At 65.8% G+C, this 25,512-nt stretch carries 25 protein-coding genes; 4 read left to right on the top strand and 21 right to left on the bottom strand.

The genetic code is table 11. The annotated features are described in order from the left end of the window. Genes N536_RS0106315 through N536_RS0106300 form a run of 4 tightly spaced genes read right to left on the bottom strand, consistent with a single transcriptional unit; the run spans position 1 to position 4,064 of the window. The gene (locus N536_RS0106315; RefSeq protein ID WP_231514427.1) at positions 1-735 is read right to left on the bottom strand and encodes a TetR/AcrR family transcriptional regulator; all 735 of its coding nucleotides are present in this window, start codon (positions 733-735) and stop codon (positions 1-3) included. A 32-nt stretch (positions 736-767) separates the two neighbouring features. Beyond that, entirely contained in the window at positions 768-1,511 is a 744-nt protein-coding gene (locus N536_RS0106310) for a creatininase family protein (protein ID WP_029112839.1), read from the bottom strand. Continuing rightward, positions 1,508-2,893 (bottom strand): type III glutamate--ammonia ligase, encoded by a 1,386-nt coding sequence (gene glnT, locus N536_RS0106305; protein ID WP_029112838.1) that lies wholly within the window; start codon positions 2,891-2,893, stop codon positions 1,508-1,510. The genes N536_RS0106310 and glnT overlap by 4 nt, the downstream gene beginning before the upstream one ends. A gap of 7 nt (positions 2,894-2,900) precedes the next feature. Continuing rightward, positions 2,901-4,064 carry an aromatic ring-hydroxylating dioxygenase subunit alpha gene (locus N536_RS0106300; RefSeq protein ID WP_029112837.1) on the bottom strand — a complete coding sequence of 388 codons (1,164 nt, stop codon included), beginning with the start codon at positions 4,062-4,064 and terminating at the stop codon, positions 2,901-2,903. Between the two features lie 245 nt (positions 4,065-4,309). On the opposite strand from N536_RS0106300, the gene N536_RS0106295 reads away from it, so the two are divergent. Both N536_RS0106295 and N536_RS0106290 read left to right on the top strand, forming a co-directional pair. Beyond that, positions 4,310-5,257 (top strand): ribonuclease Z, encoded by a 948-nt coding sequence (locus N536_RS0106295; RefSeq protein WP_029112836.1) that lies wholly within the window; start codon positions 4,310-4,312, stop codon positions 5,255-5,257. Next, a complete protein-coding gene (locus N536_RS0106290; protein WP_029112835.1) occupies positions 5,236-6,738 on the top strand; it encodes a hypothetical protein in 1,503 nt (500 codons plus the stop codon). The genes N536_RS0106295 and N536_RS0106290 overlap by 22 nt, the downstream gene beginning before the upstream one ends. Here the strand turns inward: N536_RS0106290 and N536_RS0106285 are convergent. Together N536_RS0106285 and N536_RS37580 are read right to left on the bottom strand one after the other, a co-directional pair. Then, positions 6,706-7,599, bottom strand: coding sequence for a TIGR03560 family F420-dependent LLM class oxidoreductase (locus tag N536_RS0106285; protein WP_029112834.1), 894 nt, complete (start codon positions 7,597-7,599; stop codon positions 6,706-6,708). The genes N536_RS0106290 and N536_RS0106285 overlap by 33 nt on opposite strands. Continuing rightward, on the bottom strand, positions 7,596-8,315 hold the full coding sequence (locus N536_RS37580; protein ID WP_029112833.1) for a hypothetical protein: 720 nt from the start codon (positions 8,313-8,315) through the stop codon (positions 7,596-7,598). The genes N536_RS0106285 and N536_RS37580 overlap by 4 nt, the downstream gene beginning before the upstream one ends. A gap of 87 nt (positions 8,316-8,402) precedes the next feature. On the opposite strand from N536_RS37580, the gene N536_RS0106275 reads away from it, so the two are divergent. Further along, a complete protein-coding gene (locus tag N536_RS0106275) occupies positions 8,403-8,897 on the top strand; it encodes a MarR family winged helix-turn-helix transcriptional regulator (RefSeq protein ID WP_029112832.1) in 495 nt (164 codons plus the stop codon). On the opposite strand, the gene N536_RS42530 is transcribed toward N536_RS0106275, so the two are convergent. From N536_RS42530 to N536_RS0106240, 8 genes are all read right to left on the bottom strand, one after another. After that, the gene (locus tag N536_RS42530) at positions 8,887-9,162 is read right to left on the bottom strand and encodes a hypothetical protein (protein ID WP_197040073.1); all 276 of its coding nucleotides are present in this window, start codon (positions 9,160-9,162) and stop codon (positions 8,887-8,889) included. The two genes, N536_RS0106275 and N536_RS42530, sit on opposite strands and share 11 nt — an antisense overlap. Beyond that, positions 9,137-9,475, bottom strand: a complete 339-nt coding sequence (locus tag N536_RS42525) for a TetR/AcrR family transcriptional regulator (protein ID WP_197040072.1) — start codon at positions 9,473-9,475, stop codon at positions 9,137-9,139. Before N536_RS42525 ends, N536_RS42530 begins: the two co-directional genes overlap by 26 nt. Before the next feature lie 11 nt (positions 9,476-9,486). After that, complete coding sequence (locus tag N536_RS43310; RefSeq protein WP_255358406.1) at positions 9,487-9,618, bottom strand: hypothetical protein; 132 nt, start codon at positions 9,616-9,618, stop codon at positions 9,487-9,489. A gap of 52 nt (positions 9,619-9,670) precedes the next feature. Continuing rightward, positions 9,671-10,510: a transglutaminase family protein gene (locus N536_RS0106260; RefSeq protein ID WP_029112831.1), complete on the bottom strand. Its 840-nt coding sequence runs from the start codon at positions 10,508-10,510 to the stop codon at positions 9,671-9,673. A 2-nt stretch (positions 10,511-10,512) separates the two neighbouring features. Then, positions 10,513-11,490: an alpha-E domain-containing protein gene (locus N536_RS0106255; RefSeq protein ID WP_029112830.1), complete on the bottom strand. Its 978-nt coding sequence runs from the start codon at positions 11,488-11,490 to the stop codon at positions 10,513-10,515. Beyond that, positions 11,490-13,064: a circularly permuted type 2 ATP-grasp protein gene (locus tag N536_RS0106250; RefSeq protein ID WP_231514442.1), complete on the bottom strand. Its 1,575-nt coding sequence runs from the start codon at positions 13,062-13,064 to the stop codon at positions 11,490-11,492. The genes N536_RS0106255 and N536_RS0106250 overlap by 1 nt, the downstream gene beginning before the upstream one ends. 282 nt (positions 13,065-13,346) lie before the next feature. After that, positions 13,347-17,636, bottom strand: coding sequence for a WD40 repeat domain-containing protein (locus N536_RS0106245; RefSeq protein WP_155948444.1), 4,290 nt, complete (start codon positions 17,634-17,636; stop codon positions 13,347-13,349). A 40-nt stretch (positions 17,637-17,676) separates the two neighbouring features. Then, positions 17,677-18,576 carry a hypothetical protein gene (locus N536_RS0106240; RefSeq protein WP_029112827.1) on the bottom strand — a complete coding sequence of 300 codons (900 nt, stop codon included), beginning with the start codon at positions 18,574-18,576 and terminating at the stop codon, positions 17,677-17,679. Between the two features lie 391 nt (positions 18,577-18,967). Between N536_RS0106240 and rpsT the strand changes: the two genes are divergently transcribed. Further along, complete coding sequence (gene rpsT / locus N536_RS0106235) at positions 18,968-19,228, top strand: 30S ribosomal protein S20 (protein WP_029112826.1); 261 nt, start codon at positions 18,968-18,970, stop codon at positions 19,226-19,228. A gap of 16 nt (positions 19,229-19,244) precedes the next feature. On the opposite strand, the gene holA is transcribed toward rpsT, so the two are convergent. The 7 genes from holA to N536_RS0106200 form a co-directional block, all read right to left on the bottom strand. Beyond that, positions 19,245-20,198, bottom strand: a complete 954-nt coding sequence (gene holA / locus N536_RS0106230; protein ID WP_029112825.1) for a DNA polymerase III subunit delta — start codon at positions 20,196-20,198, stop codon at positions 19,245-19,247. A gap of 13 nt (positions 20,199-20,211) precedes the next feature. Continuing rightward, a complete protein-coding gene (locus N536_RS0106225) occupies positions 20,212-21,762 on the bottom strand; it encodes a ComEC/Rec2 family competence protein (protein WP_029112824.1) in 1,551 nt (516 codons plus the stop codon). After that, on the bottom strand, positions 21,759-22,577 hold the full coding sequence (locus tag N536_RS0106220; RefSeq protein ID WP_029112823.1) for a ComEA family DNA-binding protein: 819 nt from the start codon (positions 22,575-22,577) through the stop codon (positions 21,759-21,761). Before N536_RS0106220 ends, N536_RS0106225 begins: the two co-directional genes overlap by 4 nt. 94 nt (positions 22,578-22,671) lie before the next feature. Next, entirely contained in the window at positions 22,672-23,076 is a 405-nt protein-coding gene (locus N536_RS0106215) for a hypothetical protein (RefSeq protein ID WP_029112822.1), read from the bottom strand. Between the two features lie 31 nt (positions 23,077-23,107). Next, positions 23,108-23,998, bottom strand: coding sequence for an SPFH domain-containing protein (locus tag N536_RS0106210; RefSeq protein WP_029112821.1), 891 nt, complete (start codon positions 23,996-23,998; stop codon positions 23,108-23,110). Between the two features lie 49 nt (positions 23,999-24,047). Then, positions 24,048-24,467, bottom strand: coding sequence for a RidA family protein (locus tag N536_RS0106205; RefSeq protein WP_029112820.1), 420 nt, complete (start codon positions 24,465-24,467; stop codon positions 24,048-24,050). After that, positions 24,464-25,495 carry an acetamidase/formamidase family protein gene (locus N536_RS0106200; protein WP_051574275.1) on the bottom strand — a complete coding sequence of 344 codons (1,032 nt, stop codon included), beginning with the start codon at positions 25,493-25,495 and terminating at the stop codon, positions 24,464-24,466. The genes N536_RS0106205 and N536_RS0106200 overlap by 4 nt, the downstream gene beginning before the upstream one ends. Positions 25,496-25,512: the final 17 nt, after the last annotated feature.

Here is a 25,512-nt window from a genome sequence, read left to right as displayed (position 1 = left end):
CTAGTCCGGCGGTCGATTCACCTGTAACGCCATCGCGGCATCGTCGAAAGACCCTGCCTGCGCACTGATTCGGGTGATCTCGCTGGGCCTCTTCAGCAGTCCGCGTATCGCGATGGTCGCGACCAGTTCACCGACGCGGATGGCTTCCTCCACGCGGTCACCCGGATCGGTGTGCAGCCGGGTGCGCTTCTGTGCGCCCTCGTCGAAGTTGAGGAGGAGCCCGGCGGTCTCGTCCCTGTCGCAGTCGATGAACCTGCCTTCACTGACCGCCGCGCCGATCAGGTCGACGACCCACTGCCGCAGCCGTTCGTAGTCGGTCCAGAACTGGTGGAATTCATCGCGTTGATCGTGGGCGATGCGCTGGATCTCGTTGAAGTCGATGGGCGACATCGCCAGTTGCATGGTGTCGAACCGCAGGAGTCGGTACAGCTTCACCGCCGGTGAGCCCGAACCCGCACCGACCTCCGCGATGAACTTCAGCGGCGCCCGGTTGACGAGCAGCGTCTCCTGCAACAGCTGTTCCTTGTTGCGGAACCAGTAGTACAGCGACGACTGCTGCAGCCCGGCCGCGCGCGCGATGTCGCTCATCGTCGTCTGCGCGTAACCCTTCTCCGAGAAGAGCTTCGTCGCGGCGTTGACGATCCCCGCCCTCGGCGAGGTCGTGGGCGCGGCGTCGGCGTCGATGCGCGGTCGGCCGATGGCGCGGACCTGCGCGCGATGCTCTCCAGTCGGCACCTCGCGGATCTTACGGTGCGGGTGCACGTTCGCTAGCTCAATGGCGCGCGCTCCCGATGCGCGCGTTCGACGACCTCGCGCGCCGCGGCCACCACGTCGCGCCACAGCTCGAGCCCGGAAGCCTTGGACGCCTGGGACGGTAGTCCGGTCACGCCGTTCGTCGACACCTGCGCGACGGCGTAGCGGAAGACGACACCGGCCGTGCGGTCGGGATCGTCGGCCTCCGCGAGCTTGTCGACGTCGACCAACTCCGGTCGCAGCGCGAGCATCAGCGACGTCTCGGCGGCGTTGGCGTGCCAGTCCACCGCGTCGGCCGTCGCACGTCGAGCGATGTCGGGAGTCAAATCCCACCACTGCATGACACCGACGCGCCCGTCAGGGAACTCGCGGCGGAATTCGTCGCAGGCGATCCACAACGGCGCCGCGTTGCCGACGTGGCCGTTGACGAACAGCACCCGCTTCACTCCCGAATCGGTGCACGCCCGCGCGACGCGGTACGCCGCAGCGGCGGTGTCCGCGCCAGAGAAGGCGACGGTGCCCGCGAGGTCGGTGCCGTGAAAGTAGCTGGCGCCGAAGGCAAGAGCGGGCAGCACGATCGCCTCGTCTCCCGCCGCGGCGTCGGCGAGCGCCTCGGCGACGATCGTGTCGGTGCCCACCGGCAGGTGCGGGCCGTGCTGTTCGGTCGCGCCGACGGGGATGAGCGCCACGAGGTCGGGATCGGCCGCCACCCGCGAGGCCAGCTGGGTGGACGTCAGCTCACTCCACCGGCTGATCACCAGAACCTCAGGTAGCGGTCGGACTCCCACGACGACACGTGCGCGGTGAAGGAGTCCCACTCGGCGCGCTTCTCCGTCACGTACGACTCGAACATGACGTCGCCGAACACGCTGCGCGCCAGCGGGTCTGCCTCGAGCGCATCGATCGCGTCACCGAGGGACCGGGGTAGCCAGCCGATGTCGCGCTGCAGCAGATCGGCCTCCGAGAGGTTGTAGAGGTTGTCGCGGTTGGGGTCACCGGGGTCGAGTCCTTCCCGGATGCCCTCCAGCCCCGCTGCAAGCATGAGGGCCGCACCGAGGTACGGGTTGTTGGCGCTGTCGGCGGCACGGCACTCCACGCGTCCGCCGCCCCTGGGGATGCGGAGCATGTTGGTCCGATTGTTGTCGCCGTAGCAGGCGAAGATCGGTGCCCAGGTGAGCCCGGACATGCTGCCCTGCTTCACCAGTCGCTTGTAGCTGTTCACCGTCGGGGCGATCACCGCGCAAATCGCCGACGCATGGCGCAGCACTCCGGCGATGAACTGGTAACCGAGCGCCGACAGGTCGCAGCCGCGCGGATCGTCGCTCTCCTCGAACAGGTTCGCACCCGACGCGTCAGCCAGTGACATGTTGTAATGGGCGCCGCTGCCGGTCCTGTCGGCGAACGGTTTGGGCATCCACGACGCGAACAGTCCATGCTTGCGGGCGATCTCGCCCACCATCATGCGGAAGAACACCAGCCGGTCCGACATCGACACCGCGTCGGTGTAGGTGAAGTCGGTCTCGAACTGGCCGTTGCCGTCTTCGTGATCGAACGAGTAGACGTCCCAACCGAGTTCGTTCATGGCCGAGACGATCTCGTCGACCACCGGGTAGTTGTGCAGCATGCCGCGCAGGTCGTAGCACGGCTTGTCGAGGTCGTCGTCGAGACTGGCAGGCGCGGGTGTTCCGGTCCGGTCGTCGGTGAGCAGGAAGAACTCGGTCTCGATGCCCAGGTTGAAGGTGTAGCCCAGCGTCGCGGCGTCCGCCGTGACGCGCTTGAGGATCTGCCGGCTGCACGCCTCGAAGGGCGTCTCGCCGATCCAGAGATCGCCGGGGAACCAGGCGATTTCGCGGTTGAACGGCGCGATGATGCCGGCGTCCAGATCGGGGTGTGGTGCCACCTCGTCGTCGTTGACGTCCTGCGGCACTCCGTCGAGGGCGGCGCCGGTGAACATCTCCGAGCCACGCGACGCCTGATCGAGGTGATTGAGCGGGACCATCTTGGCCTTGGGCTTGCCGTGCATGTCGACGAAGCTGATCGCCGCGTACTTCACCCCGGCCGCCGTCAACCGTTCGGCGACTTCACTGACCTCCGTTTTGGTTTGGGTGCCCGATGTCTGTCCGTTCAGGGTGCTGGTCATGTGTTGCCTATCCTGCCGATGCGAGGGTTGATGCCGGGTTGACGATGCCGAGTTCGCGGCCGAGGTAGCGGTAGAACTCCCACAGCTGCCGCTCGAGATGCGACAGTCGACCGGTGCTCGTCACGCCGGACTTGACGGCGCGCTGCACCGCGGCGCACACGTCGAGATCCTCGCGGTGAATGTCGCAGATCATCTTGACCAGCTGGCTTCGACGTTCCTCCAGTCCGGGAGCGGCGAGCGCGGCGGGCGACATGCAGATGTCGAGCTGGAGCTCGATCTTGCCTGCTCCGAGCGGAAGGGTCTTGAGCCAGTACATGTAGCCGGGGCCCATCGCCACCTGCAGCAGCGGGTACGCGATGAAGATCAGTGATTTGTGGAAGTGCTCCGGGCTCAGCGTGGGCGCGCCCGGCGCGAGGAACGGGGCCTCGGCGGGGTAGCCGGGCGCCTGCTCCGACCACATCGTGGTGAAGTAGTCGCCGACCTCGCCGGTGTAACTCAACGCGGCCGGGAACTCCGTCTCCAACGATCCGCGGTGCGGTCCCATGTGGTGGTAGCACTCCATGAAGTTGTCCACCATGATCTTCCAGTCCCAGTCGCACACACCCCAGTCGGTTTGTTCGACGGTCTGATAATTCTCGAAGTCATAGGGATCCACGATCGGATCCAGGGCGGCCATCTGGGTCGCCAGTGGCTCGGCCTGGCCGTCGAAGTTGACGAAGACGAAGCCCTTCCACACGTCGTGCCGGAACTTCTTGAGCGGGTGGTCTTTTCGATCAAATCCGGCCGACTTCTTCATCTCCGGCGCCCCGGCGAGGTGCCCGTCCAGCCCGAACGACCACAGGTGGTAGGGACACTGCAGCACGTTGGCCTCGCCGGCGCCACTACACACCTCCATCCAGCGGTGGCTGCAGTTGCGCGACAAGATCCGGATTTCCGAGTGCCGGTCACGGGTCACCACCAGCGGTGTGCCGAGAATGTCGATGCTGTAATAGCTCCCCGGGGTCGCCACCTGCTCGGTGCGGCACAACGGGATCCAGCCACGTTTGAAGACCTTGTCCACCTCGGCCGCGTAGAGCTCGTCGCTGCCGTACGCCTCTGGCGGCAGGGTGATCGCGTGCTCGGGCGACTCGACGGCACAGCTCGCGACGAGCCTCGAGTAGTCGAATGTCATGGGTTGCTCCTCACTGGCAGATGAGGTCGACGCTAAGCGGCGTCTATTGCTGATCTGTTTCGCAGCAGTAAATGACTCATTGAAAGATTGCGCCGGTACCACCCGGCATCAAAGCGCAACAACAGGCGCTTTTCAGCGATGCGTCGATAGCCTATTGAAACTCCGAGGCCTGGCATCACGGTGCGCCGGTCGGGAATGTGTCCGTTCCGACGCACGCGCGCGCGTCACCAGGTAGGTATGTGCACATGATCGAAGTCACCTTGCTGGGCACCGGGAGTCCCATGGTGGATCCCAACCGCGCTGGACCATCGACGTTGGTGCGGGCGGGCGATCAGACGTTCCTGGTGGACTGCGGTCGCGGGGTGCTGATGCGGGCCGCGGCAGTGGGCGTCGGCGCTGCGAACGTCACCGCACTACTTCTGACGCACCTGCACAGCGACCACATCACCGACCTGTCGGACGTCATCACGACACGATGGGTCACCACCTTCACCCGCACTCCCCTGCCCGTGATAGGTCCGCCAGGCACCGCGGCCGTGGTCGAAGCGACGCTGGCCGCATTGGCCCCCGACATCAGCTACCGGATCGCCCACCACGCCGACATCACCGAACCACCCGTCGTCGAGGTGCACGAGTACACCGACGGTTCGGTGTGGGACGCCGTCGAGGCGAGCGAAGCGACGGGGAAATCGGTCGAGGCGAGCGAAGCGACGGGGAAATCGGTCGAGGCGAGCGGAGCGACGGGGAATCAACACGGCGCCGTCCACATCCGGGTGGCGCCCACCGATCACCGGCCCGTGGAGCCCACGATCGCGTTCCGGATCGAGTACGCCGGCGCATCGGTCGTGCTTGCCGGGGACTCGGTGCCCTGCGCGAGCCTCGACGAACTCGCCGAAGGCGCAGGCGCACTGGTGCACACCGTCATTCGCAAGGACCTCGTCGAGCAAGTTCCGCAGCAGCGACTGAAGGACATCCTCGACTACCATTCCTCCGTCGAGGAAGCGGCAGCCACCGCGACTCGCGCCGGCGTGGGAACCCTGATCCTCACCCATTACGTGCCTCCGCTCGCACCCGGTCAGGAGGACGAGTGGCGCGCACGTGCCGCCTCGGCGTTCGACCGCCAGGTCGAACTCGGCGACGACCTGCACCGCGTGGAAGTTCACCCAGGGGTATGCACCAGACCGCCCAACTGATCCACGACTTGACCGTCTTCGCCGCGCAAGCCGATGCCGGGCGCAGCGCGGACGACCTCGCGGCAGCCCTCGTGCGGCTGGCAGTGACCGGCTCGAGCCCCGACGAGGCACTGCGGACGCTGGCGACCCTGCGCCCGGGCACCTGGGTTCGGCTCGACGCCAGGCTGAGGCAATGGCCGTGGTTGGCTGCCGCAGACGATCAGCGGCTGCAGATCACCGACCCCGCCCGGGCCGCGTCCGATCCGCTGGCACTTCTACTCACCGCGTGCGTGTACGACGGGCATCTGCGGCAGCGCGCCGTGAACACGCCGCTGATGCGCCGCGATCAACGACTGCTCCCCGTACTACTGATCCGCACGACCGATTGGGCACCGCCCGTGCGGGACGACGCCAGAGCCGCGCTCGACGAGGCGCTCGGCGCGGCCGATACGGCGGGGCTGGTGCGGGCGGCCGGCGTGGCGATGGCCCTACGTGCTTGGCGCCGAGGCGATTACGCCGCCACAGCGGTGACTGAGGCAATGCGCACGCGCTCGGACGAAACACTCGACGCGGCAAGGGCGAGCGCGGACCGTCAGGTACGGCGGCTCGGCTACCGGCTATGGCTGGAGTCGAGCCGCACCGACTCGGAGGCGTTGGTGCGGACGGCGCTGACCGAGCGAGACATCGTCTGTCAGCGGCTGTGCGCCGAGGCGGTCGTCCGCGCCGCCGTGCGAGACCGGCGGCGGGATACGTTGGACCGCCTGCTCGCCGCCCGCTTCGCGCGCGTACGGGCCGAAGCGCTCGACGGACTGGTCCAATTGGGACGGCCGGAGGCAGCGGAAGCGCTCTTGTCGGACCGGTCGGCGGTGGTGCGGTCTACCGCACAGTGGGCGATGCGCCGCGCCGGCCGCGACGCGGCCGAGCACTACCGGGCCATGCTCGTGGCGGGTGACGGCGTGACGCTGCGTGGAGCGGTGGCAGGACTCGGTGAGTGCGGCACGGCCGACGACGCGAGATTGGTCGCCGACTACCTGCGGCACGACCGCCCGCGGGTGCGGGCCGAGGCGGTGCGCGCGGTCCGCCGCCTGGGCGGCCCTCTCGGCCAGATCGCCGACATGCTCACCGATCCGGCACCGATCGTCGTCCGCGCCGCCACGGCGACGTTGCGCGGCCAGCCCGATCTGGTGCGCATCGACCGCCTGTGGGAGCTGCTCGGCACGGACCAGCCCGCGCATGCACGGCGCGCCGCGTTCAGGCTCTTGATCGCCCGGGACACGTGGACACGGATCGAGGCAGATCTCGTACTCGTCGCCGACGACCAGCTAGGTGCCCGAGCGAGGTCGGACCTTTCCAGCTGGCTGCAGCGCGGCGCTGCGACGGCGTACGAGATACTGCCCACGTCCACCCGCGACCGAATTGGTCGGCTCCTCGACGCCGCCGAACCGGACATCGGCGCCGAGAAGGCCCGCCTACTGCGCTGGCACCTCGGCCTTTGGCGATGAGCTGGCGAGCTGATCCGCCGCCGCCGCAACACAATTGAGGTCGGCGTCGCTCAGCGGCCGGCCCCGCGCGATCACCACGACGTGATCGATTCCAAACTCGCCGAGGACACTGCACCTTTCGGTCAGCTGGTCGGCGGATTCGTCCGGTTGCAGCGCAGTGGTAACGGTGCGTTCGATCTCGTCGGCCGGGCGGTCGACGTCCGCGCAGTGACGGTCCAGCACGGCAAGCTGTCGGCGGATCGCGGCACCGCCGTCGGGCACGTCGAAGAGATTGCACGCGTCGCCGTACTCGGCGACCAGCCGCAGCGTGCGACGTTCGCCGGTGCCGCCGATCAGCACCGGCGGGCCGGGCGTCGTGACCGGGCGCGGGCGACAGACCGGGTGCTCGAGAGTGGAATACGTGCCATGGAAGGGGCTTTCGTCGCCGGCCCACATCTGACGGGCCAGCCGCAGCAGCTCCGCCATCCGGGCGAACCGCTCGGCGGTGTCGGGCAGGAACAGGCCCATCGCGCGGGCTTCGTCGGCGTTGTAGCCCGCGCCGATTCCCAGCCATGCGCGGCCACGCGAGAGCACGTCGAGAGTGGTCACTGCCTTGATCAACAGCGCAGGGGCGCGGAACGTCGCCGCCGTGACCATGGTCCCGAGCCGGATCCGAAACGTCGCCGCGGCGAGGAATCCCAATGTGGTGTAGGCCTCGAGCATCGGTTCATCGAGTGAGCTGGCGGGATCGGCCTGCAGCAGATGATCGGGGACCCACAAGGTGTCGACCGCACTGTCGTCGAGCGCATGGGCGATCGCCGCGAGCCGATCGGCCGTCTCGTCCGGCCACGAGTAACTCGTCACGCTCACAGACAGTTTCACGGTGCACCCACCCCCGCCCGCACCTCCTGCTTGTTGCGCCGGCGTAGCGGCAACAGCGCTCCGGCGACGATCAGCCAGATCAGTCCGGTGAACCGCGCGACCGGCAACAGGGGCGACAGTCCCGGCCAGATCAGCACCAGCGTGGTCAGTTCCGCGATCCCCGCGATGACCAGCCCCGCCCATGCGACTGGCCTGGGGAGCAACCCGACGATGAGGCCGGGCACCGCGATACCGGCTATCAACAGACCCAGCGTGACCACGTGCCACGGGCCGCCTGTCAAGAACGTCAGGTAGTACAGCGCGCGCACCAGTTCGGCGTCGGAGGTGACCTCGGGCCGGGACAGGGTCCACGCCGTCAGGCCCGACAACGCGAGTCCTGCCGATGCGAGCAGTCCGCCGGCGAGCGCAATCGTCGCCCCTGGCGCGGTGATGCCCAGTTGGCGAAGACGTGCGCTCGCCGTGGCAGCGTAGATGGCCAGCGGTACCGACGACCCGAAGGTGCCGACCGCGATGGCGACGGCCGCCTCGTGATGGCCGGCCACGTAGTCCAATATCGCCGAGCTGTAAGGCAGTGGCATGACACCGCCGAGCGCGATTCCGACAGCCAAGCCGGCGAGCAGCAACCCCAGCGAGATGGCCGCCAGCAGGGGTAGCGGTGGGCCACCCTGCACGGGGCGGCCCGTAGCCCTATTCGTATCCATTTGTGAATCATTCATGCAATGAACGATATTCCTGCAGCCGCCGACAGGCAAGGGCTAGGATGGTTTTCCTGGCGAATCGTTCGCCGGTGATACGATCGCCGCATGTCAGCAGGTTCTCAGCACGGTGATGGCGTGGCGTTTCTGCTGTCGCAGCTCGGCCATCACTCCGCCTCGGTGTTCGTCGATCTCATTGCGTCGGTCGACTTGTCGCCGGCGCATGCGGGCATCCTTCGGGCGGTCGCAGCCGAGCCGGGACGCAGTCAGCAGGCGCTCAGCGGCCAACTCGGCCTCCTACCCAGTCGGGTAGTCGCGTACGTCGACGAGTTGGAGGATCGCGGCTACGTCGAACGGCGCCGGAATCCAGATGACCGGCGATTGCATGCGATCCATCTGACCGCGTCCGGCAAGAAGCTGATGGGCAAGATCGCCGATGTCGCCAGGCAACACGACCGTCTGCTGACTGCGGGGCTGGACGCGCAGCAGCGCGAAACGCTGCGCGAACTGCTGGCGACGGTTGCCGAGCAGCAGGGACTGACGCCGCACGTTCACCCGGGTTACCGCAATATGGGCGTTGCCAACTCGCGCGCTACGCGGTAGCCAGCATCGTCCTGGCCGGCCCGATCAATGCGAGCAGGCGGCGCCGAGGGACGCCGTCGCGTGCCTGTACGGACAACCCGTGAGGGACGGCAGCGAAGGCATCGCCGACCGCTTGTACGTCGGCGCCCTGCCTCAATTCGCCTGCCGCGACAGCGCTTCGCAGACGTGCGCCGATGGAGGCAGTGCGCTGCTTGCGGTGTTGCTCCAGCCACTCGCGCACCGCATCGTTGTCGGCGGAGCTATTGGTGGCCGCGCTGACCACCATGCAGCCACGGGGTTCGGGGCCCGGTGTACACCGCAACGGCGTCGCGGAGCATTCGCTCGAGGGCTTGGCGCACCGTCGGCTCCTCGGCCAGGGCACGATCGGCGAAGCCGCCTTCTCGTCGTTCGTAACGCTCGATCGCAGCGCGAAACATCGCCTCCTTCGGGCCGAATGCTGCGTAGAGGCGGACGGATGCGAGGCCGGTGGCCTGCACCGGATCGGCCATCGACGTGCCCTTGTAGCCGTGTGCCCAAAACTCCGTCTGGATCAGACTCAGCGCTTGGTCTCGGTCGAATTCCCCTGGTCGCCCGGCCAATCCAACACTCCTCAAAATCGGTCGATGGCCACGACACCGAGCGTGCCGAACGATTCCATCGACTCCAGTACGCCACTCGCTTCCGCAAGGCTGACCGTGCGGGAGACGAGTTTGCCTGGATTCAGACGGCCGGCCTCGATCATGGCCAGCATCGTGCCGAACCGTTGGCCCGCCCTGCAGGTGTGCTGTTGGCCGCTAGGCCAGCCGGGTGATCTCCACGACGACGTCGAGGTCCGTGGACCCCTCCCCCGAGTAGATTCCCTTCAGCGGCGTGACATCCGCGTAGTCCCGGCCCACGCCGACGCTGACGTACTGCTCGTTGATCTCGGTGTCGTTGGTGGGGTCGTAGTTCCACCAACCGCCCGTCCACGCCTGCACCCAGGCGTGACTTTGTCCGTCGATGGTATCGCCGATCGCCGCCTTTTTCTGCGGATGCAGGTAGCCCGACACGTACCTCGACGGAATCCCCATGCTGCGCAAAAGGATCAAGGTCAGATGCGCAAAGTCCTGGCAGACGCCTTGGCCCTCGCGCAGCGCGTCGAGGCCGGAAGAATGCACGCCGGTGGTGCCGGGCACGTATTCGAGTTCGCTGTGTACCCATTTGGCCGCTGCGGTGACGGCGTCCTGTGGAGCGTGCTCCTTGGCGATCTTTTGGCCGACGCGCACCAATCGCTTGCTCGCGGGGGTGTAGTTCGTGGAAGTGAGTACCTCGTCGAACCGATCGATGACGAGCTCGGACTGCAATTCCTCCCAGGTCACCGTGTCCTCCGGCAACTCACTCACGTCGGTCTCGACGACCGATGACGCGGTCACCTCAAGCTCGGTGTGCGGCGCGTGCAGATCGAACGCGGTAACCGCCGTGCCCCAATAGTCGACGTACCGGTACGACCTGGTGGCAGGCACGGTTTCGACTCGATTGAGGATGACGTTCTGCCGAGAGTCCGAACGCGGCGTCAGCCGGGCTTCGTTGAACGACGCGGTGACGGGGGACTTATAGGCATACCCAGTGGCGTGGATCAGTCGCAGGCGCCACATTGTTAGACCTCACCCGCTTCGATCACCAGACTGGCACTGCGGCCGGCGTCGGTCCATGCCACCCACGGTGCAGAGTGGAAGTACTCCAGCGCCAAGGCTTCTCCAACGTTTCGGCAGGTCGCCTGGAGTCCCGCCAGCCGCTGCTCCAGCGACTCCAGCAGCACACCCGGACGCAGGAACTCCAGCTCGCTGCGAGCCCGACCAAGTAAACGTTGCGCCTCAGCGGTGGCACCGACACGGTTGAGTGCACGATGATGCAGTTCGTCGAGACTGTGCTCGGCCAACCGCAGCGAATACATCACCGACCGCGGGAAGAGCCGGTCGAGCAGCATGAACTCGACCACGCGGCTGGCGTCGAGCACACCGCGATAGGTACGCAGGTATGCGTCGTGGGCACCCGCAGAGCGCAACACCGTCACCCAGGCCGGCGATGACGCCGGATCCCCAACCCGCGCGAGCAACAGACGGACGGTCATGTCGACGCGCTCAAGGGCTCGGCCGAGGAGCATGAACCGGTAGCCGTCGTCGCGGGACAACGTGGAGTCAGCCAGCCCGGCGAACATCGCGGCGCGACCCTCGACGAACGACAGGAACTCATGCGGGCCGAGTCGCTTCGCGGCGCGTTCGCGCTCGGCGAGCGCGTTGTACGTGGTGTTCAGACACTCCCACATCTCTGTCGACGTGACTTCGCGTGCGCCGCGGGCATTCTCACGGGCCGCCGAGATCGCTTCGACGATAGAGCAGCCGCCATCCGTGTCGCGGCTGAACGCCACCAAGTCTGTCAGCGACCATACGTTAAGCGTCTTCTGCGGTGGATCGATGCCGAGCACCGTCAACAGCGTCCGCGAGGTTTGGTCGGGGTCCACGCTCGAGTCCTCGAGTAGCTGGTGGACAGTGATGTCAAGAATGCGGGCGGTGTCGTCGGCCCGTTCGACGTAGCGTCCGATCCAGTAGAGCGATTCAGCGTTGCGCGCCAACATCAGTCGACAACCCCCTGTTGTTGTTGTTGCTGTTGTTGTTGTTGCTGTTGCTGATCGCTCCCCGAATTCGGCAAATGGGGGTGCTGCTGCTGCACCAACGAAGGCGAGTCGCCGTCCTTCTCTACCGTGGTGTGCTTGGGCAGGGTCCGCACCACCTCGCGGCCCGCGAGCTCGCGATCGGCGACCGAGGTCCGCGACGCGAGCACCCAGGTGTCCTTGGATCCACCGCCCTGGCTGGAGTTGACCACCAGCGAGCCCTCCGGCAGCGCCACCCGAGTCAGTCCACCGGGGAGCACCCAGACGTCTTCGCCATCGTTGACAGCGAACGGACGCAAGTCGACGTGCCGTGGCGCCAGCGTATCGCCGATCTGGGTTGGCACCGTGGACAACTGAACGACCGGCTGAGCGATCCAGGCGCGCGGATCGCTGCGGATCTTTTTGCTGATCGTCGCGAGCTCCTTCTCGGACGCGTCGGGACCAAAGACGATGCCGTAGCCGCCTGACCCCTCGACCGGCTTGATCACCAGATCCTCGATGCGGTCCAGCACCTCCTCGCGCTCCTCGGCGAGCCAGCACCGGAAGGTGTCGACGTTGGCCAACAGGGGCTTTTCGCCGAGGTAGTACTCGATGATCGTCGGCACGTAGGTGTACACCAGTTTGTCGTCGCCGATGCCGTTGCCGATTGCACTGGAAATGACGACATTGCCCGCCCGAGCCGCATTCAGCAGGCCTGCCACACCAAGCACTGAGTCCGGCTTGAAATGCATCGGGTCGAGGAACTCGTCGTCGATGCGGCGGTAGATGACGTCGACTTGACGTTCACCTTCGGTCGTACGCATGTAGACGGTGTTGTCGCGACAGAACAGGTCACGTCCCTCGACGAGTTCGACGCCCATCTGTCGAGCCAGCAGCGAGTGCTCGAAGTACGCCGAGTTGTAGACGCCGGGGGTCAGCACCACGACCGTCGGATCGGCCTCGTTGGATGCGGCCGCGCTGCGCAGGGCCCGCAGCAGGTGGGACGCGTAGTCGCCGACCGCGCGAACGCGGTGGGTAGCGAATAGGTTGGGAAAGACCCGTGCCATCGTGCGGCGGTTCTCCATCACATAGGAGACTCCCGACGGCGAGCGCAGATTGTCCTCGAGCACGCGGAAGGTGCCCTGGCCGTCGCGGACGAGGTCGATACCGGCCACGTGGATGCGCACTCCATTGGGCGGAATGATCCCCACGGCCGCGCGGTGGAAGTGGTCGCACGAAGTGATGAGCCGGCGCGGTATGACGCCGTCGCGGAGGATCTCCTGCTCACCGTAGATGTCGTCGAGATACAGCTCCAGCGCCTTCACACGCTGGGTTATTCCCCGCTCGAGTCGCGACCACTCGGCCGCCGAGATCACTCTCGGAACCAGGTCCAAAGGGAAGGGCCGCTCCTGACCCGACAGGGAGAAGGTGATGCCCTGATCGATGAAGGCGCGGCCGAGCGCCTCGGCACGCGCATTCAATTCTGAACTGTTGGACGGCCCGAGCTCGGTGAAGATCCCTTTGTACGGGCCGCGAACGTTCCCGTTGTCGTCGAACATCTCATCAAAAGCGCCGGCGTAGGAACCCAGCTGGTTGTAGCCGCTGAAGATCGGAGGAAATGTATTGCGGGCATGGTGGACAGCACGAATGCGCGCATTCTCGAGCGGGAGTGTTCGCAGGCTCACGCTGTTCATGCTGCACTACTCGCGGTTAGTTGGCAGGTCGTGCGACGCTTATCGCCTCGACGACCAGGGTGACCGTCGGTTCTGCGCGCCGAGTGCTTCGACACGACAACGGATCTGGCCAATGGGAACTCAAGCGCTGCTCGTGTCCTCACCACCTCAGCGGCCGCCCAAACCCAACACGCCCAAGTCCAGCTCGACGGCCGCAACGCCCTCGTCATCGCCGATCACCAAGAACCGGCCCGTCGCAGCCAGTGAACGTACGGCACTTCGACGCCTGATCGTGGCGACGCACTTCAAATCAGCAACGTCCCACACGTGGACTTCACACCCGTCTCCACCTTCGACGAGATACCTTCGGTCACTCGCTGTACGGAACATCGCAAGTGCGTTGATGCGGCCATTCGATTCGCAAAGTCGAATACTGGGCTTCGGACCCACGACCCGAATGTCGATTGCCGCAGCGTGTCTAACGACACCGACCGAACGAGTCGGATTGGAATGAGCCACCGCAATGACTGTGTCCGTAGCACTCTCACCGTCAATCGCCAACGCCGTAATCGTGCGAACGGCTTCATTGCCCGGTCGCGCAATGACTATCGGGTCCTTGATGCGATCGCCCGACTCGAAGTTCCACATCGAAACTCTCCGCGGATCGCGCCCGGCTACGACGACGGGATCCGCGCCAAAATATCCGAACGTGAATGCGGTGGGATTCTCCTCAGTAAAGTCGTGACCGTCGCCGGACACTGTGCCATCGAGGCTGTGCGCACGAACCATGCCGCCACGGGCTCCCACCAGCACCGCAAGCGACTTCTCGGTCCGCCCAAAACCCAAGTTCACGACCTTTTGCCAGCTGGCCGGTCGAAATGACGCCCCCACAGGCTCGTTTGCCGTCGCATCCCACAAATGCACCTCGGGCTCGCCCTTGCACATGTACGCCAGCAATAGACTGCCACCTTCGGAGACAGCGGCGCCGACGGCCGTCGCCGGACCGGGGGCCGTCACCGCGGCTTTCATCTCGGCATCGACGTCGCCGACGTCCCAGATTCTCACCGTCCCATCACGGCTTGCAGTCGCCAATACGGGCTCGCCATCGTCCAAGCACTCGAAAACGATGTGCTCGATCTTGCCGCTGTGCCCACCCTGGGGATCTCTGAGGCGCCCACCAGTCGTCGGATCGAGTACCTCGATCTTGTTGTCGGGACCGTTCACCACCAAGGTCGGATCGCCGTCTTGGCTCGAACACAGCGCGACCAAGGCCGGATCTCCTGAATCCAACGTAAGAATGCTGGTTGCTTTTCCGGACTTCACGTCCCAGAGATACACGGCGCCGTTTCCCAGGCCCACTGCCAAGCGCACGTGCGAACCATCTTGAACGTCGAACGACAGACTGGTCACGGCACTACCTTGGGTGGTCAATGAGCGATAGTGTTTGAAAGTCGGCGATGCACTCGACTTGCCGGCGACCCTATTCGCTCGATTCGCGATGAACTTCGACAAGTCCAATTGCGTGCATCTCCACAACGTTACCGATCCGTCGTCGGCTCCCGCGGCGAGCAATACGCAGTTTCCGGGTAGTGCCTTACTGACAATCGTGCTGATCTTGTTAAAATCGGCCGACAACGATGGGCCCAATTGCAGCCCACTGCTTGGATCCCAGAGCCGCAACACATCGCCATCAGCACAAACCAGAATGCTGTCGAGGCTGCCAATCTGTACGAAGGCCATCTCACGAATGGCGCGGGCATGACCGCCGAAATTGGCGACGAACGCCCCTGCACGCACATCCCAGACCCTGACGTTGCGTTTGCCGTCGCTGGCCGCCAGCAACACGTCACCATTGCCACATTGGCCCACCGCAGCGCCGAGGATGGGATGAACCTCTTCAGGAATCTTCAACCCCTGCCCTGCTGGAGAACCCGTTTGCGGATCGGAAGTCTGTACGACACCGTTCTCGTTGCAGGCAATCAAGACTGTCCGTCCGTCATTCGCCGTAATCGCATTCAAAGCTCGCAGCCTTCCAACGCCCGTCAAGGTCAGCAAGGCTTCATCTCTCAAGATGAAGGCCGAGAGCGTCGAATACGTGGGTCTGATGCCTTCTTGACCAGTTTCGAGCGTATTGCCCGTCGCCAGGCCGGCTTCGCAAAGATATGCCGCATTCTCATTCGGGTTATCGCCAAGCAGAGGACGAGCACGTCGATAGATGCGCGCACTCGAGGATGCGAGAATCGACGTGGGAGATAGCAACGGCGTAAGGGTGGTTGGATCCGCAACAGCAAGAAACCCATTCTGCTTCACGATGCTGAAGAATTTCTCTTGCCCTGCCCCGGAAGCATGTTCTGCCAAGTAGGTACGTATATACGGATGGGCTAGTGCCCAGTCGGCTGAATTCGCGTTCGGCAGAACCAGCGTGCTCATCAGGGCGTCGGTGATGAGCGACTCGATACGGAGCCATTTATCGGCCAACGATTGCCCACTTCGGCCGCCCCGCATGCTGTCCAACAATCTTTGCCTGAGGTGATCGGTCAATCGGTCGTGAAACGGCCGAAATACGGATCGGTTTCCAGGGCCGAGATCCTCGATGATGTACGCCCCAGCACGGTTGAGGGCGCCGTCTTTGCTCAGCAACCATCGAATGTCGAGGTCACTGACCGTCACCCGTCGCTCCGATTGCGGATGAAGCCGCTGGATCGCTTGGGCCACCGACAGCCAGACGTTCTCCCACGGCAGACCCGGACCCTTTGCCCACGCCAACGCCTCAAGCAGGATGAGCGCGACGTACTGCTTGTCTCCGAGGCCTCGGAGCTCCTCCTCGAATGCTTCGTTGAAGCTCGACGGCAATTGTGATTCCCAATTCGACGAATCCACATTGAGCCGGTCGGGCCTGCTTCGAACGGCACGAGCGATGACCTGAGCGATGAGAAAGGACTCCACGCCATCGCTCGACGTCGCATAGCTCGCAATGGCCCTGGCAATCTTGACGGTCTGCTCGTCGGGAATGCCCGACGCGGACCTGTAGGGGGGAGCCGGATGCAGCTCGGGCTCGTGGGTCGCCATCAGAAGTTGAGATACGTACTCGACGACTGCTTCCGGGTCGTGATGCTCTTGGGCATTGAGATCGATTCGCAGATCTGCGCTGACACCTTCGACCACGTTGGGTCTCGCCCCGAGAACCAGCCGCAAACCGTAGTGTCGGGTCATAGGCAACAACAACTCATCCCGTAGCTGCAGCGGATCCGCCGCCTCATCAACGGCGTCCACGATGATCACCGCGTACCACCGCGTGGGATGGTTGTGGAAGTGATCTAAGAGCTCTCCGACGGTAAACGCCTTGATCCGCAAGCCGGACGCGATTTGAGCGGCCACCTGATCGGCATTGAGACCCCTCGCATGGACTGAGATGATTCTCGTCTTCGTCGATATGTAGACCTCAGCCGTTCTTGCCGGCGAATCGGCACTGCAAGTCTCAAGCAGATTCTGTCGGCTCTGCGGCTTCGACAAGAGCACCGGTAACGCCAGCACCGTCGACTTTCCGGTGCCAGGGCTGCCCGTCACGATCGCGAGCAGACCTTGTTGTTCCTTCCCGGCGATCCATTTGGAGATCTCCTCGACCGCACGCACACGACCCGTGCGGCCCGTCACATACCAACCCGAACTGAAGGTACCCGCAGGGGCGCCGTTGGCTTTCGCGATCCAGTGCTGGTCGATTTCGGCGACGGTCTGCCCTCGCGCACCCTCGACGTACCTCAAATTCGGAAAGAACGGCGGAAACTCCGAGACGCCCGAGGCTGGCGGGAAGAGATAGACGCGCTGGTCGCTGGAAAGCGCAGCGCGGCACCTCTCTAGCACCACGTCAAAGGGCACCATCGGCATGAGATGCCCAATCTTCGGATCGCGGATCAATGACGACAACGCAGAAGCGAACGCACCGGATTGCGCATACTCGGTTTCGCCCGCGGTAGCCATTACCCACAGATTGGGGTGCTCATTATATGTGAGCGCACTTCTCAAGATCTCGATTCCAGCATTCTGCGAGAAGCAGCAATCGAGAATTACCAACGTAGGTGGCTGAGATGAATCAACCTCTCCGTCGTTGCGCCGAACCATTAATTCAGGAAGCAATTCTGGCTTGATTCCGCTGCGTGGCAGATCGGCTTTCTTATAGTCTTTTGTGGCGAGAATATACCGACCGCTCTCCAACAATACGCCGTGCCCAGTCCAATAAAGAACGACGATGTCGCCGTCCTGACAGGCCTTATGCAGAAGAGATTCTATTTCGCTCGCCTTCAAATCAATGCAATCGCTCGCATTCCGCTTCGAAACATACGTCACACTACCTAACGATTCGGATATCTCACGAATCGAATGCGGGATCGATTCGGCGACAGCTAGCGTGCGCTCTGGCAATGTGTTTAGCGTGGGCTCTTCATAGTTCGCGGAACCCACGACGAACAGTGTGCGAGTGTTTCCATCGAGCACGGGCGGATCACAGGCCCGCAGCGATCGCGCCGCCGGTTTCGGCGGCGGTCAAATATGGACCGATCCCGTGTGGCTCGCCTCCGTTGTCAACGCGGAGATCGGAAACTTCGCCGCCATCCGCCCTGGGAAATAGCGGCGCAAGGTCCTTGCGCATGGCGACGATGTCGTGAGGGTCACACACGTTGGTCCAGACAACTGCTTCCGTCCCAGGCCAAGCGCCCCCGTTCTGCGTTGGACGAGGCGTAAGTCTGTCGTAGACGATGTTGCGTATGCCCAACGGTGAGCCAAGCGTGATGAATGCCTTCACTGACTTCGGGCGATACATGCACAAGTACTCGTAGGCGACCACCGATCCCAACGAATGCCCAATCACAACCGTGGTCTCTTCGGACATTTCTTCGTCAACTCGGGCGAGCACCTTTCCCTTCACTTCTTCATCGGTCAAAAACCGTATGACCTGCTTGAGGTCGCCGATGAACGCCCGCTGCGGGATTGCACCGGCGAATGTCTTCGACCGCAGCACTCGCTCGATCATTACTTGCACAGGCGGATATTCGCCGATTTTCTTGACGGCGTCGCGGCCCGGCCCAAGGGCCCCCTCGGGCGGAAGGAGTTCTGGATCTTCGGCGGACGCAGAATCGTAGAGTGCCTCCAGGAATTCACGTTCGTCGGGAGACGACAAATCCTTCGGCTTGTATGGCGGATACTCTGCCCCCAAAGCGGCCTTGGGCCGGAACAGATCACCATAGAAGCTCACGGCCAGGTCGTCGACGTCCAACTTGGCTGCGATGTCCCGCTGTCCCGACACGATAAGGCCATCGGTCAGTGCGGGAAACCACACTTCTCTAAGCGAGTTCGGGCCACGAAACTGTTGAGCGATACCATGTATGCCGTTGATTCGAGCCATCCGCAGTTCTTAGCACGGACGTTCCGATTGCGACGGCCGTTTGAACGGATCTTGGGGTGACCCAAAATGGGTGCCGGTACTTCGAACGGGCAAACAACCGCAGTACATACGACGGTACATACGACTGAGGTGCGGTCACTCCAGAGATTGCGTCGACCAAGGTCGTCCGCAACTCTATTTCGACGATCTGCGTCCGGTCACACGAATCGTTTCGGCGGTCCCGACGACTGCCGAGCCCGATGAGAACCCCCGCTCGACCTATCGATCCTGGGTGCGGTGGTCGCCGGGATTGGGAGGTCGCCGAGGGTCACTGGTATCGTCGGTCCCTGCCCGCTTGCTGGGCGCAATGAACTTCCAGTACCCCCAACTCAGCTTTAGAAGGAATCAACGCGTGGCCAACATCAAGTCGCAGGAAAAGCGCATCCGTACCAACGAGCGCGCCCGACTGCGCAACCAGTCGGTGAAGTCCGCCCTTCGGACCGCTGTTCGCGGCCTGCGTGAGGCCATCGACGCTGGCGAGAAGGACAAGGCCGCCGAGTTGCTGGTCGCGACCAACCGTCAGTTGGACAAGGCCGCCAGCAAGGGTGTCATCCACAAGAATCAGGCGGCCAACAAGAAGTCCGCGCTGACGCAGGCCCTCAACAAGCTCTGAGCCTGCGCTCGGGGCTTCAGCCTTCGGCGGCCAGTTCCGCCACCCGCCGCACCGCCGTTTCGAGTGCGTAGTCGGCATCAGCCGCTACACCCTTCACGTCGGCGTTGAGTGCCGCGACCAATCGCATGGCCTCGGCAACCGATTCCCGCGACCAGCGTCGCGACTGTTTCTGTGCCTTCTGCACCCGCCACGGCGGCAGGCCCAGTTCGCCGGCGAGCCGATACGGATCACCCGACAGTGGACCGATGCGCGCGATCGCGTGCACGGCCTCGGCCAGCGCGTCGGCCAGCACCACCTGCGGTTCGCCGCCCATCATCGCCCAGCGCAGTGCCTCGGCCGCGCCTGCCACGTCGCCCGCGACCGCCTTGTCCGCGATGTCATAGCCCTTCACCTCGGCCTTGCCGCTGTGATAGCGGCGCACGGCAGCCACATTCACCTCGCCACCGGTGTCGGCGACCAGCTGTGAGCACGCCGCGGCCAGCTCGCGCAGGTCCGACCCAAGGGCGTCGAGCACCGCGGTGATCGTGTCGTCGCCGACCTTGGCCTTCAGCGCACGGAACTCTCGACGGACGAACTCCGCCCGCTCGGCCGGCTTGGTGATCTTCGCGCACGGATACACCTCCGCGCCAAGCTTTTTGAGTTGATCGGCCAACGCCTTCGCGCGTCCGCCGCCAGAGTGCACGACGACGAGCATGGTGCCGGGCGGCAGGTCGGCAGCGGCATCGGCGATGAGTGCGACCGCCTCCTTGCCGGCCTCTGCAGCGGCCTCGAGGACCACCAACCGCTCGTCGGCGAACAGCGAAGGGCTGAGCAGCTCGGCCAGTTCGTTGGTGCTCACCTCGCCGGCGCGCAGCCGGTCGACGGGTACGTCGACGGTGCCCGCAGCTTCGCGGGCGGATCGCAGGACGTCGGCAACGGCGCGTTCGACGAGCAGTTCTTCGTCACCCAGCACGAGGTGAAGTTGGCTCACGCTGAAGATCGTGTCACGTCGCGCCGACAGCACCGGTTGCCGGGCCAGCCGCGCCGCCCGTCACCGCCCACGCGAGCAGGCACATCGCGGCCGAGCCCGCCACGATGCGTCCCCACCGCCACCGCCACAGCACGACGGAACCGACTCCAGCGGCAGCCACGAACACCACGCCCACCGGTCCGGGTGGCACCGGCACGACGGCGCCGGGCACGGCCGAGGCCCAGCGCGCCACCCGAAGCAGCCACCACAGTTCGGGCCCGGTGAAGCGGACCAAGAACTGCGCAGCAGCTGGCCACAACGCCGACAGCGCCGCCGCTGCGGTGCCGATCACCGTGATGGGCGCGATGACGACAGTCACCGCGAGGTTCGCGGCCACGGACACCAGGCTGACGGTCCCCGCCATCCCCGCGACCAACGGCGCCGTGACGAGCTGGGCGGCGACGGCGACGCTGACCCCGTCTGCCAGCGGCTTGGGCCAACCACGGTCGACGAGCCGTCGCGACCACACCGGTGCGATCACGACCAGCGCCGCCGTGGCGGATGCCGACAGCGCGAAGCCGAGGTCCACCGCCAGTTGCGGCGCGCCGATCATCAGGACCACGACGGTGGCCGCCAACGCCGGAATCGCCCGACGCCGCCGGTGCGCCACGATCGCCAACAGGGTGATGGCGCCCATGACGGCCGCCCTCAGCACGCTGGCCGACGGCTGCACCACGACGACGAACGCCACCAGCGCGACGGCGGCCAATGCCACGGCCACCCGCGGGCCCACGATGCCGGCCGCCAGCAGCACCGCGCCACACACGATGGTGACGTTGGCCCCCGACACCGCGGTGAGGTGGGTCAGTCCGGCGGCCCGGAATTCGTCTATGGTCGTCGCGCTCACGGTCGACGTGTCACCGAGCACCAGTGCGGGCAGCATCGCCGCCTGGTCGGCAGGCAGTGCCCTGCGCGCCGCGTCGCCGAACGCTGCCCGCACCTGCGCGGCGATCCGTTGGATGCGGCCCGCCCGGCCGAGCGTCGGCTCCCCCGTCGCCGACAACACCGCCACCGTGAGGTCACGGCGCATCGGCTTCCCGACTGTGGCGCGGAAGGCGGCGGGGCGGCCCGCGGTCAGCTCGCCGTAGCCGACGCTCGACGCGAACACCACCACGCGACCGGTCGTCGGGCGGTCGCCGACGGCTCGCAGGTCGGCGCGGAACATCAACCTGCTGCCCGCCACGGTGCGGGGCGATTCCGTTGCGACGACCACCACGGACATCGTCGCGCCGACCTGACCGGACAGCGGATGGTGGGCCACGTCGTGCACGCGCAGGGTCACCGCGACCGTGAACCCGATCCCGACGACGAGCACTGCGAGCACGCCCGGCCACAGCGCCGCATCTGGCCGACGGGAGTGCCACCACCGGGTCACCACGAACGTGGCGACCACCGCGGCCGTCGTCGTCCACGCGGATCCCGAAGCGCCCCAAAGGATGCCGGTACAGGTCACGCCCCAAGCCGTCAATGCTGCGGGCACCAGCCGCAGGTCGTGACCGACCGCGCCGGTGTCGGGCGTACTCACACATGGACCAGGTCACGCAGCTTCTCCAGCCGCGCGGGACCGATGCCGTCGACCTCGCCGAGCTGCTCGACGTCGGCGAACCGCCCGTTGGCTTCGCGCCACGCGATGATCGCCGACGCGGTGACCGGCCCTACGCCGGGAAGCGCGTCCAGCTCGTCGGCCGTGGCGGTGTTGAGGTCGATGGGGCCGGGTGGTGCGGATGCGGTCTCGCCGCCGGGGGCCGGGGCGGGCGATTGGCCAGGCGGCGGCGTGATCGAGCTGCCCATCGCCGACGGCGCGCCCGGCGGTGACGCGATGCCGACGACGATCTGCTCGCCGTCGGACACCCGGCGGGCCATGTTCAAGCCGATCAGGTCGGCGCCGTCGAGCGTTCCACCCGCAGCCGTCAGGGCGTCGGCGATGCGTGCCCCCGACACGAGGGTGACCAGGCCGGGCCGGTGGACCAGTCCGACCACGCTGACCACGACCGGCCCGTCGGACGTCGGGGCCGCCTCACCCGGAGTTGGCTTCGCCGACGAAACCATCTCCACCGGAGGGAGTTTCGCCGACACCACCGGCGGTGGATCGTCGCGCATCAACGTGAAGATCGTCACCAGTACGGCGATGGCGCCGACCGCGGCCAGTGCCATCGCACCGGCCCGGCCCGGATCGGCCCGGATGGCCACTAGCCAGTTCGGGCCACCGGTCGCGGGCGTGTCGGGCAACCACCGTGACAGCGACGTATCGGGTTCCTCGTCGTCGGACCGTTCGGCGTCGCCGCCGGTCTCCGACCCCAACAGGCGGTGCGCCCGGTCGGCGGGAAGTTCGGTTCGCATGGCCGCGACGGTAGGCGCGGCACCGGACCACATCGGCCGGACGAGACGGCGTCAGGCTCTCGGCTGTGGATGAAATCCGCTCTGTGGATGGGGCTCAGAAGTCGCCGTGCGCGGCGAGCAGCGAGATCCGCAAGCCGTCCGGTCCGTCCGTCGCCACGTAGGTCACGGTGACGTTGGCGATCACCGCGCCGTGGTGGTCGCGGCGCGAGAAGGTGCCGCGGTAGAGACCCGACACCGAATTGAGGACGGTGACCTCGGCGTGCAGCACGTCGCTGTGGTGATAGCCGTTGGCGCGCAGGCCGTCGAGTTGGCCCTGCATCACCGCGGCGACCTGGTCCTCCGATGTCAGCGCGACGACTCCTTCGTCGCTGGTGACGATGAACGGCACACCGTAAAACTCCAGCAGCGAAGCGATCTCGCGATCACCGCGCGCACACGCCGCAAAGGTGTCGAGGTAGTCGTCGAACCACTTGGTCAATCCCTCGGCGTTCACCGGCATCACCCGATCATGCCCCAAAGTGCCTCGCACGCTAGGCGTTCTGACCGGACCGCCGGCCCGTCAGCGGTGCCTCGATTGCGATGCCGCGAACGTCGTCGGGAACCTTCGGGGCGGCCGACTCGGACGTCTCACCGGCCGTGGCCGTCTTCTCCTCGGTAACCGGTGTCGCCCGCTCCAGGAAGCGGAGCAGCTCGACCGGGAACGGGAGCACCAAGGTCGAGTTCTTCTCCGCGGCAACTTCGACCATGGTTTGCAAGAGTCGAAGTTGCAGCGCCGCAGGGCTTTCCGCCATCACCCTGGCAGCTTGGGAGAGCTTCTCGGATGCGGCGAATTCACCGTCGGCGGTGATGATTCGGGCCCGCCGCTCACGTTCGGCCTCGGCCTGGCGCGCAATCGACCGCTTCATCGACTCCGGCAGGCTCACGTCCTTGATCTCGACCCGGTCGATGTGGATGCCCCAGCCGAGCGCGGGGCTGTCGATCATCAACTCCAGGCCTTCGTTGAGGCGCTCCCGGTTGGACAGCAGGTCGTCCAGGTTGCTCTTGCCGATGATGGACCGCAGCGACGTCTGCGCCACCTGCCCGATCGCCGACATGTAGTCCTGCACGTCGACCGCGGCGCGCACCGGGTCCTCCACCCTGAAGTAGATGACCGCGTCGACGCGCACCGTGACGTTGTCGCAGGTGATGCCGTCCTGGGCGGGCACTGGCAACGTGATGACCTGCATGTTGACCTTCTGCAGGCGGTCGGCGAGCGGGATCAGCATCGTCAGACCCGGTCCGCGGACGTCGCTCTGCAACCGCCCGAACCGGAACACGACACCCCGCTCGAACTGCTTGATCACCCGGACGTTCAGTGCGGCCAGCCAGACCACGCCGAGACCAGCCACGGCGGCCAGCGTGAGTGAGTAGAAGATGCTCATGGGTCCTCCTCGATGGACTGACCCGCGGCGCTGTCCGGCCCCGTGGGCCTCACGACTCGATTGTTCTCCCCCAACCGTCGCTTCGCCAGCACACCCAATCGATCTCGACGAGCGCGCCGACCGCCAGCCCGGTGACTCCCACGCACGTCCGCGACGGCAACCGCTGCGGAAACCACGGCGCGTAGGCGTCGTTGAAGGCGGCGTAGTCGTCCCAGTCGAGCAGGTAGGCGCGCACCGAGACGACGTCGGCCAGTTCCCCGCCGCAGAGTTCGGTGACCCGCAGCAGGTTGCGCAGCACCTGATCCGTCTGGGCGGCGACGCCACCGCCGACCACGGTGCCGGTGACGTCGGTCGGCATCTGCCCGGTGACGTACAGCGTCTGCCCGGCGGCCGTGGCGTGGGCGAATGGCGCCACCCCCGGCGGCACTCCGTCGCGGGGAGTGAAGGTGAAACTGCGGATGCCCGTCATGGCGCGACCCCGGGCCAGCGCGGGAAGCACCGCTTGTCGATGCGGCCGTGCACGCCCTGGCGTTGGTCGACCACCTGGGTGATGGTGAAGTCGACGGCCACCGACATGAAGGAGTAGGCGTCCCTGCGGGACAGGCCGAAGCTGACCACGAGCACGTCGAGGGTCCGGAGCGCTGCCGCCTTCATCGCCGCGTCGAGGGTGTCGCCGAACCCGTGCACCAGCAGCTCGGTGGCGGTCTCGAGCACCGGCACCGTGAACGGTAGATCTCGCCGAATGGTCAAGCGCAGCAACCCGTTCAGTGACGACTCCAGTGCGGTGCCGCTGATCTCGCCGTCGCCCTGGGAGACGTGCGGGTCGCCGACGGACAGCAGCGCACCGGGCACCTGGACCGGGTAGTACATCCGTCCGCCCGCACCGATCCGCCAGTTGTCGACGTTGCCGCCGTGGTCACCGGGCGGCACCGACGACACCCGCTGCGGCTCGGCGGGTGCGACGCCCATCGTGCCGAAGTGCGGGCGCAGCGGGACGACGACGCCCGCCAGTGCCGGTTCGCGCGCGCCGGCGTCGGGTGCGACGACGGTGCCCGGCTGGTCGGCCAGCGGGGTCGCGGTCCAGTCGTACGCGAACAGGGCCCGGCCGAGCAGCGCGTCGACGTCGAGTTCGTAGACGGTGACCCGCTCGCCGGGCAGTTCGGCGTAGAGGTGGCCCCAATGCCCGGCCAGGTTGGAGCCGTACGGCAGCCGAGGCGTGGCCGCCAGGATGTCGACCTGCAACACGTCACCGGGCCGCGCACCCTCGACCGCGATCGGCCCGGTGAGCAGGTGTGGACCGGGTCCGCGGTCCTGCACCCGGTCGAACACCTCGGTGATGCCCGCATCCATCAGCAGGTCGGGGGCGTCCCCGGCGTGATGGGTCAGCGTCTCGATCGACACCAGGTCGCCGGAAGCGACGACGAGCGCCGGCTTCAGCCGAGGGTCGAAGTAGCCCCAGTGCACCGTCGACGGTGTGGCGGGCAGGGCGTGTTGCATCCGGCGATCATGCCAGC

The organism is Mycobacterium sp. URHB0044, assembly GCF_000620625.1.
In the GTDB taxonomy this organism is placed as follows: Bacteria; Actinomycetota; Actinomycetes; order Mycobacteriales; family Mycobacteriaceae; genus Mycobacterium.
This window is presented reverse-complemented; position numbering and strand designations above follow the sequence as displayed.

Coding starts and splice junctions, on each gene's coding strand:
- glnT (WP_029112838.1), bottom strand. CDS start 2,893: ATGACCAGCACCCTGAACGGACAGACATCGGGCACCCAAACCAAAACG.
- N536_RS0106300 (WP_029112837.1), bottom strand. CDS start 4,064: ATGACATTCGACTACTCGAGGCTCGTCGCGAGCTGTGCCGTCGAGTCG.
- N536_RS0106295 (WP_029112836.1), top strand. CDS start 4,310: ATGATCGAAGTCACCTTGCTGGGCACCGGGAGTCCCATGGTGGATCCC.
- N536_RS0106290 (WP_029112835.1), top strand. CDS start 5,236: ATGCACCAGACCGCCCAACTGATCCACGACTTGACCGTCTTCGCCGCG.
- N536_RS37580 (WP_029112833.1), bottom strand. CDS start 8,315: ATGAATGATTCACAAATGGATACGAATAGGGCTACGGGCCGCCCCGTG.
- N536_RS0106275 (WP_029112832.1), top strand. CDS start 8,403: ATGTCAGCAGGTTCTCAGCACGGTGATGGCGTGGCGTTTCTGCTGTCG.
- N536_RS42530 (WP_197040073.1), bottom strand. CDS start 9,162: ATGGTGGTCAGCGCGGCCACCAATAGCTCCGCCGACAACGATGCGGTG.
- N536_RS43310 (WP_255358406.1), bottom strand. CDS start 9,618: ATGATCGAGGCCGGCCGTCTGAATCCAGGCAAACTCGTCTCCCGCACG.
- N536_RS0106260 (WP_029112831.1), bottom strand. CDS start 10,510: ATGTGGCGCCTGCGACTGATCCACGCCACTGGGTATGCCTATAAGTCC.
- N536_RS0106255 (WP_029112830.1), bottom strand. CDS start 11,490: ATGTTGGCGCGCAACGCTGAATCGCTCTACTGGATCGGACGCTACGTC.
- N536_RS0106250 (WP_231514442.1), bottom strand. CDS start 13,064: ATGTTCGACGACAACGGGAACGTTCGCGGCCCGTACAAAGGGATCTTC.
- N536_RS0106240 (WP_029112827.1), bottom strand. CDS start 18,576: ATGGCTCGAATCAACGGCATACATGGTATCGCTCAACAGTTTCGTGGC.
- N536_RS0106220 (WP_029112823.1), bottom strand. CDS start 22,577: ATGCGAACCGAACTTCCCGCCGACCGGGCGCACCGCCTGTTGGGGTCG.
- N536_RS0106215 (WP_029112822.1), bottom strand. CDS start 23,076: ATGCCGGTGAACGCCGAGGGATTGACCAAGTGGTTCGACGACTACCTC.
- N536_RS0106210 (WP_029112821.1), bottom strand. CDS start 23,998: ATGAGCATCTTCTACTCACTCACGCTGGCCGCCGTGGCTGGTCTCGGC.
- N536_RS0106205 (WP_029112820.1), bottom strand. CDS start 24,467: ATGACGGGCATCCGCAGTTTCACCTTCACTCCCCGCGACGGAGTGCCG.
- N536_RS0106200 (WP_051574275.1), bottom strand. CDS start 25,495: ATGCAACACGCCCTGCCCGCCACACCGTCGACGGTGCACTGGGGCTAC.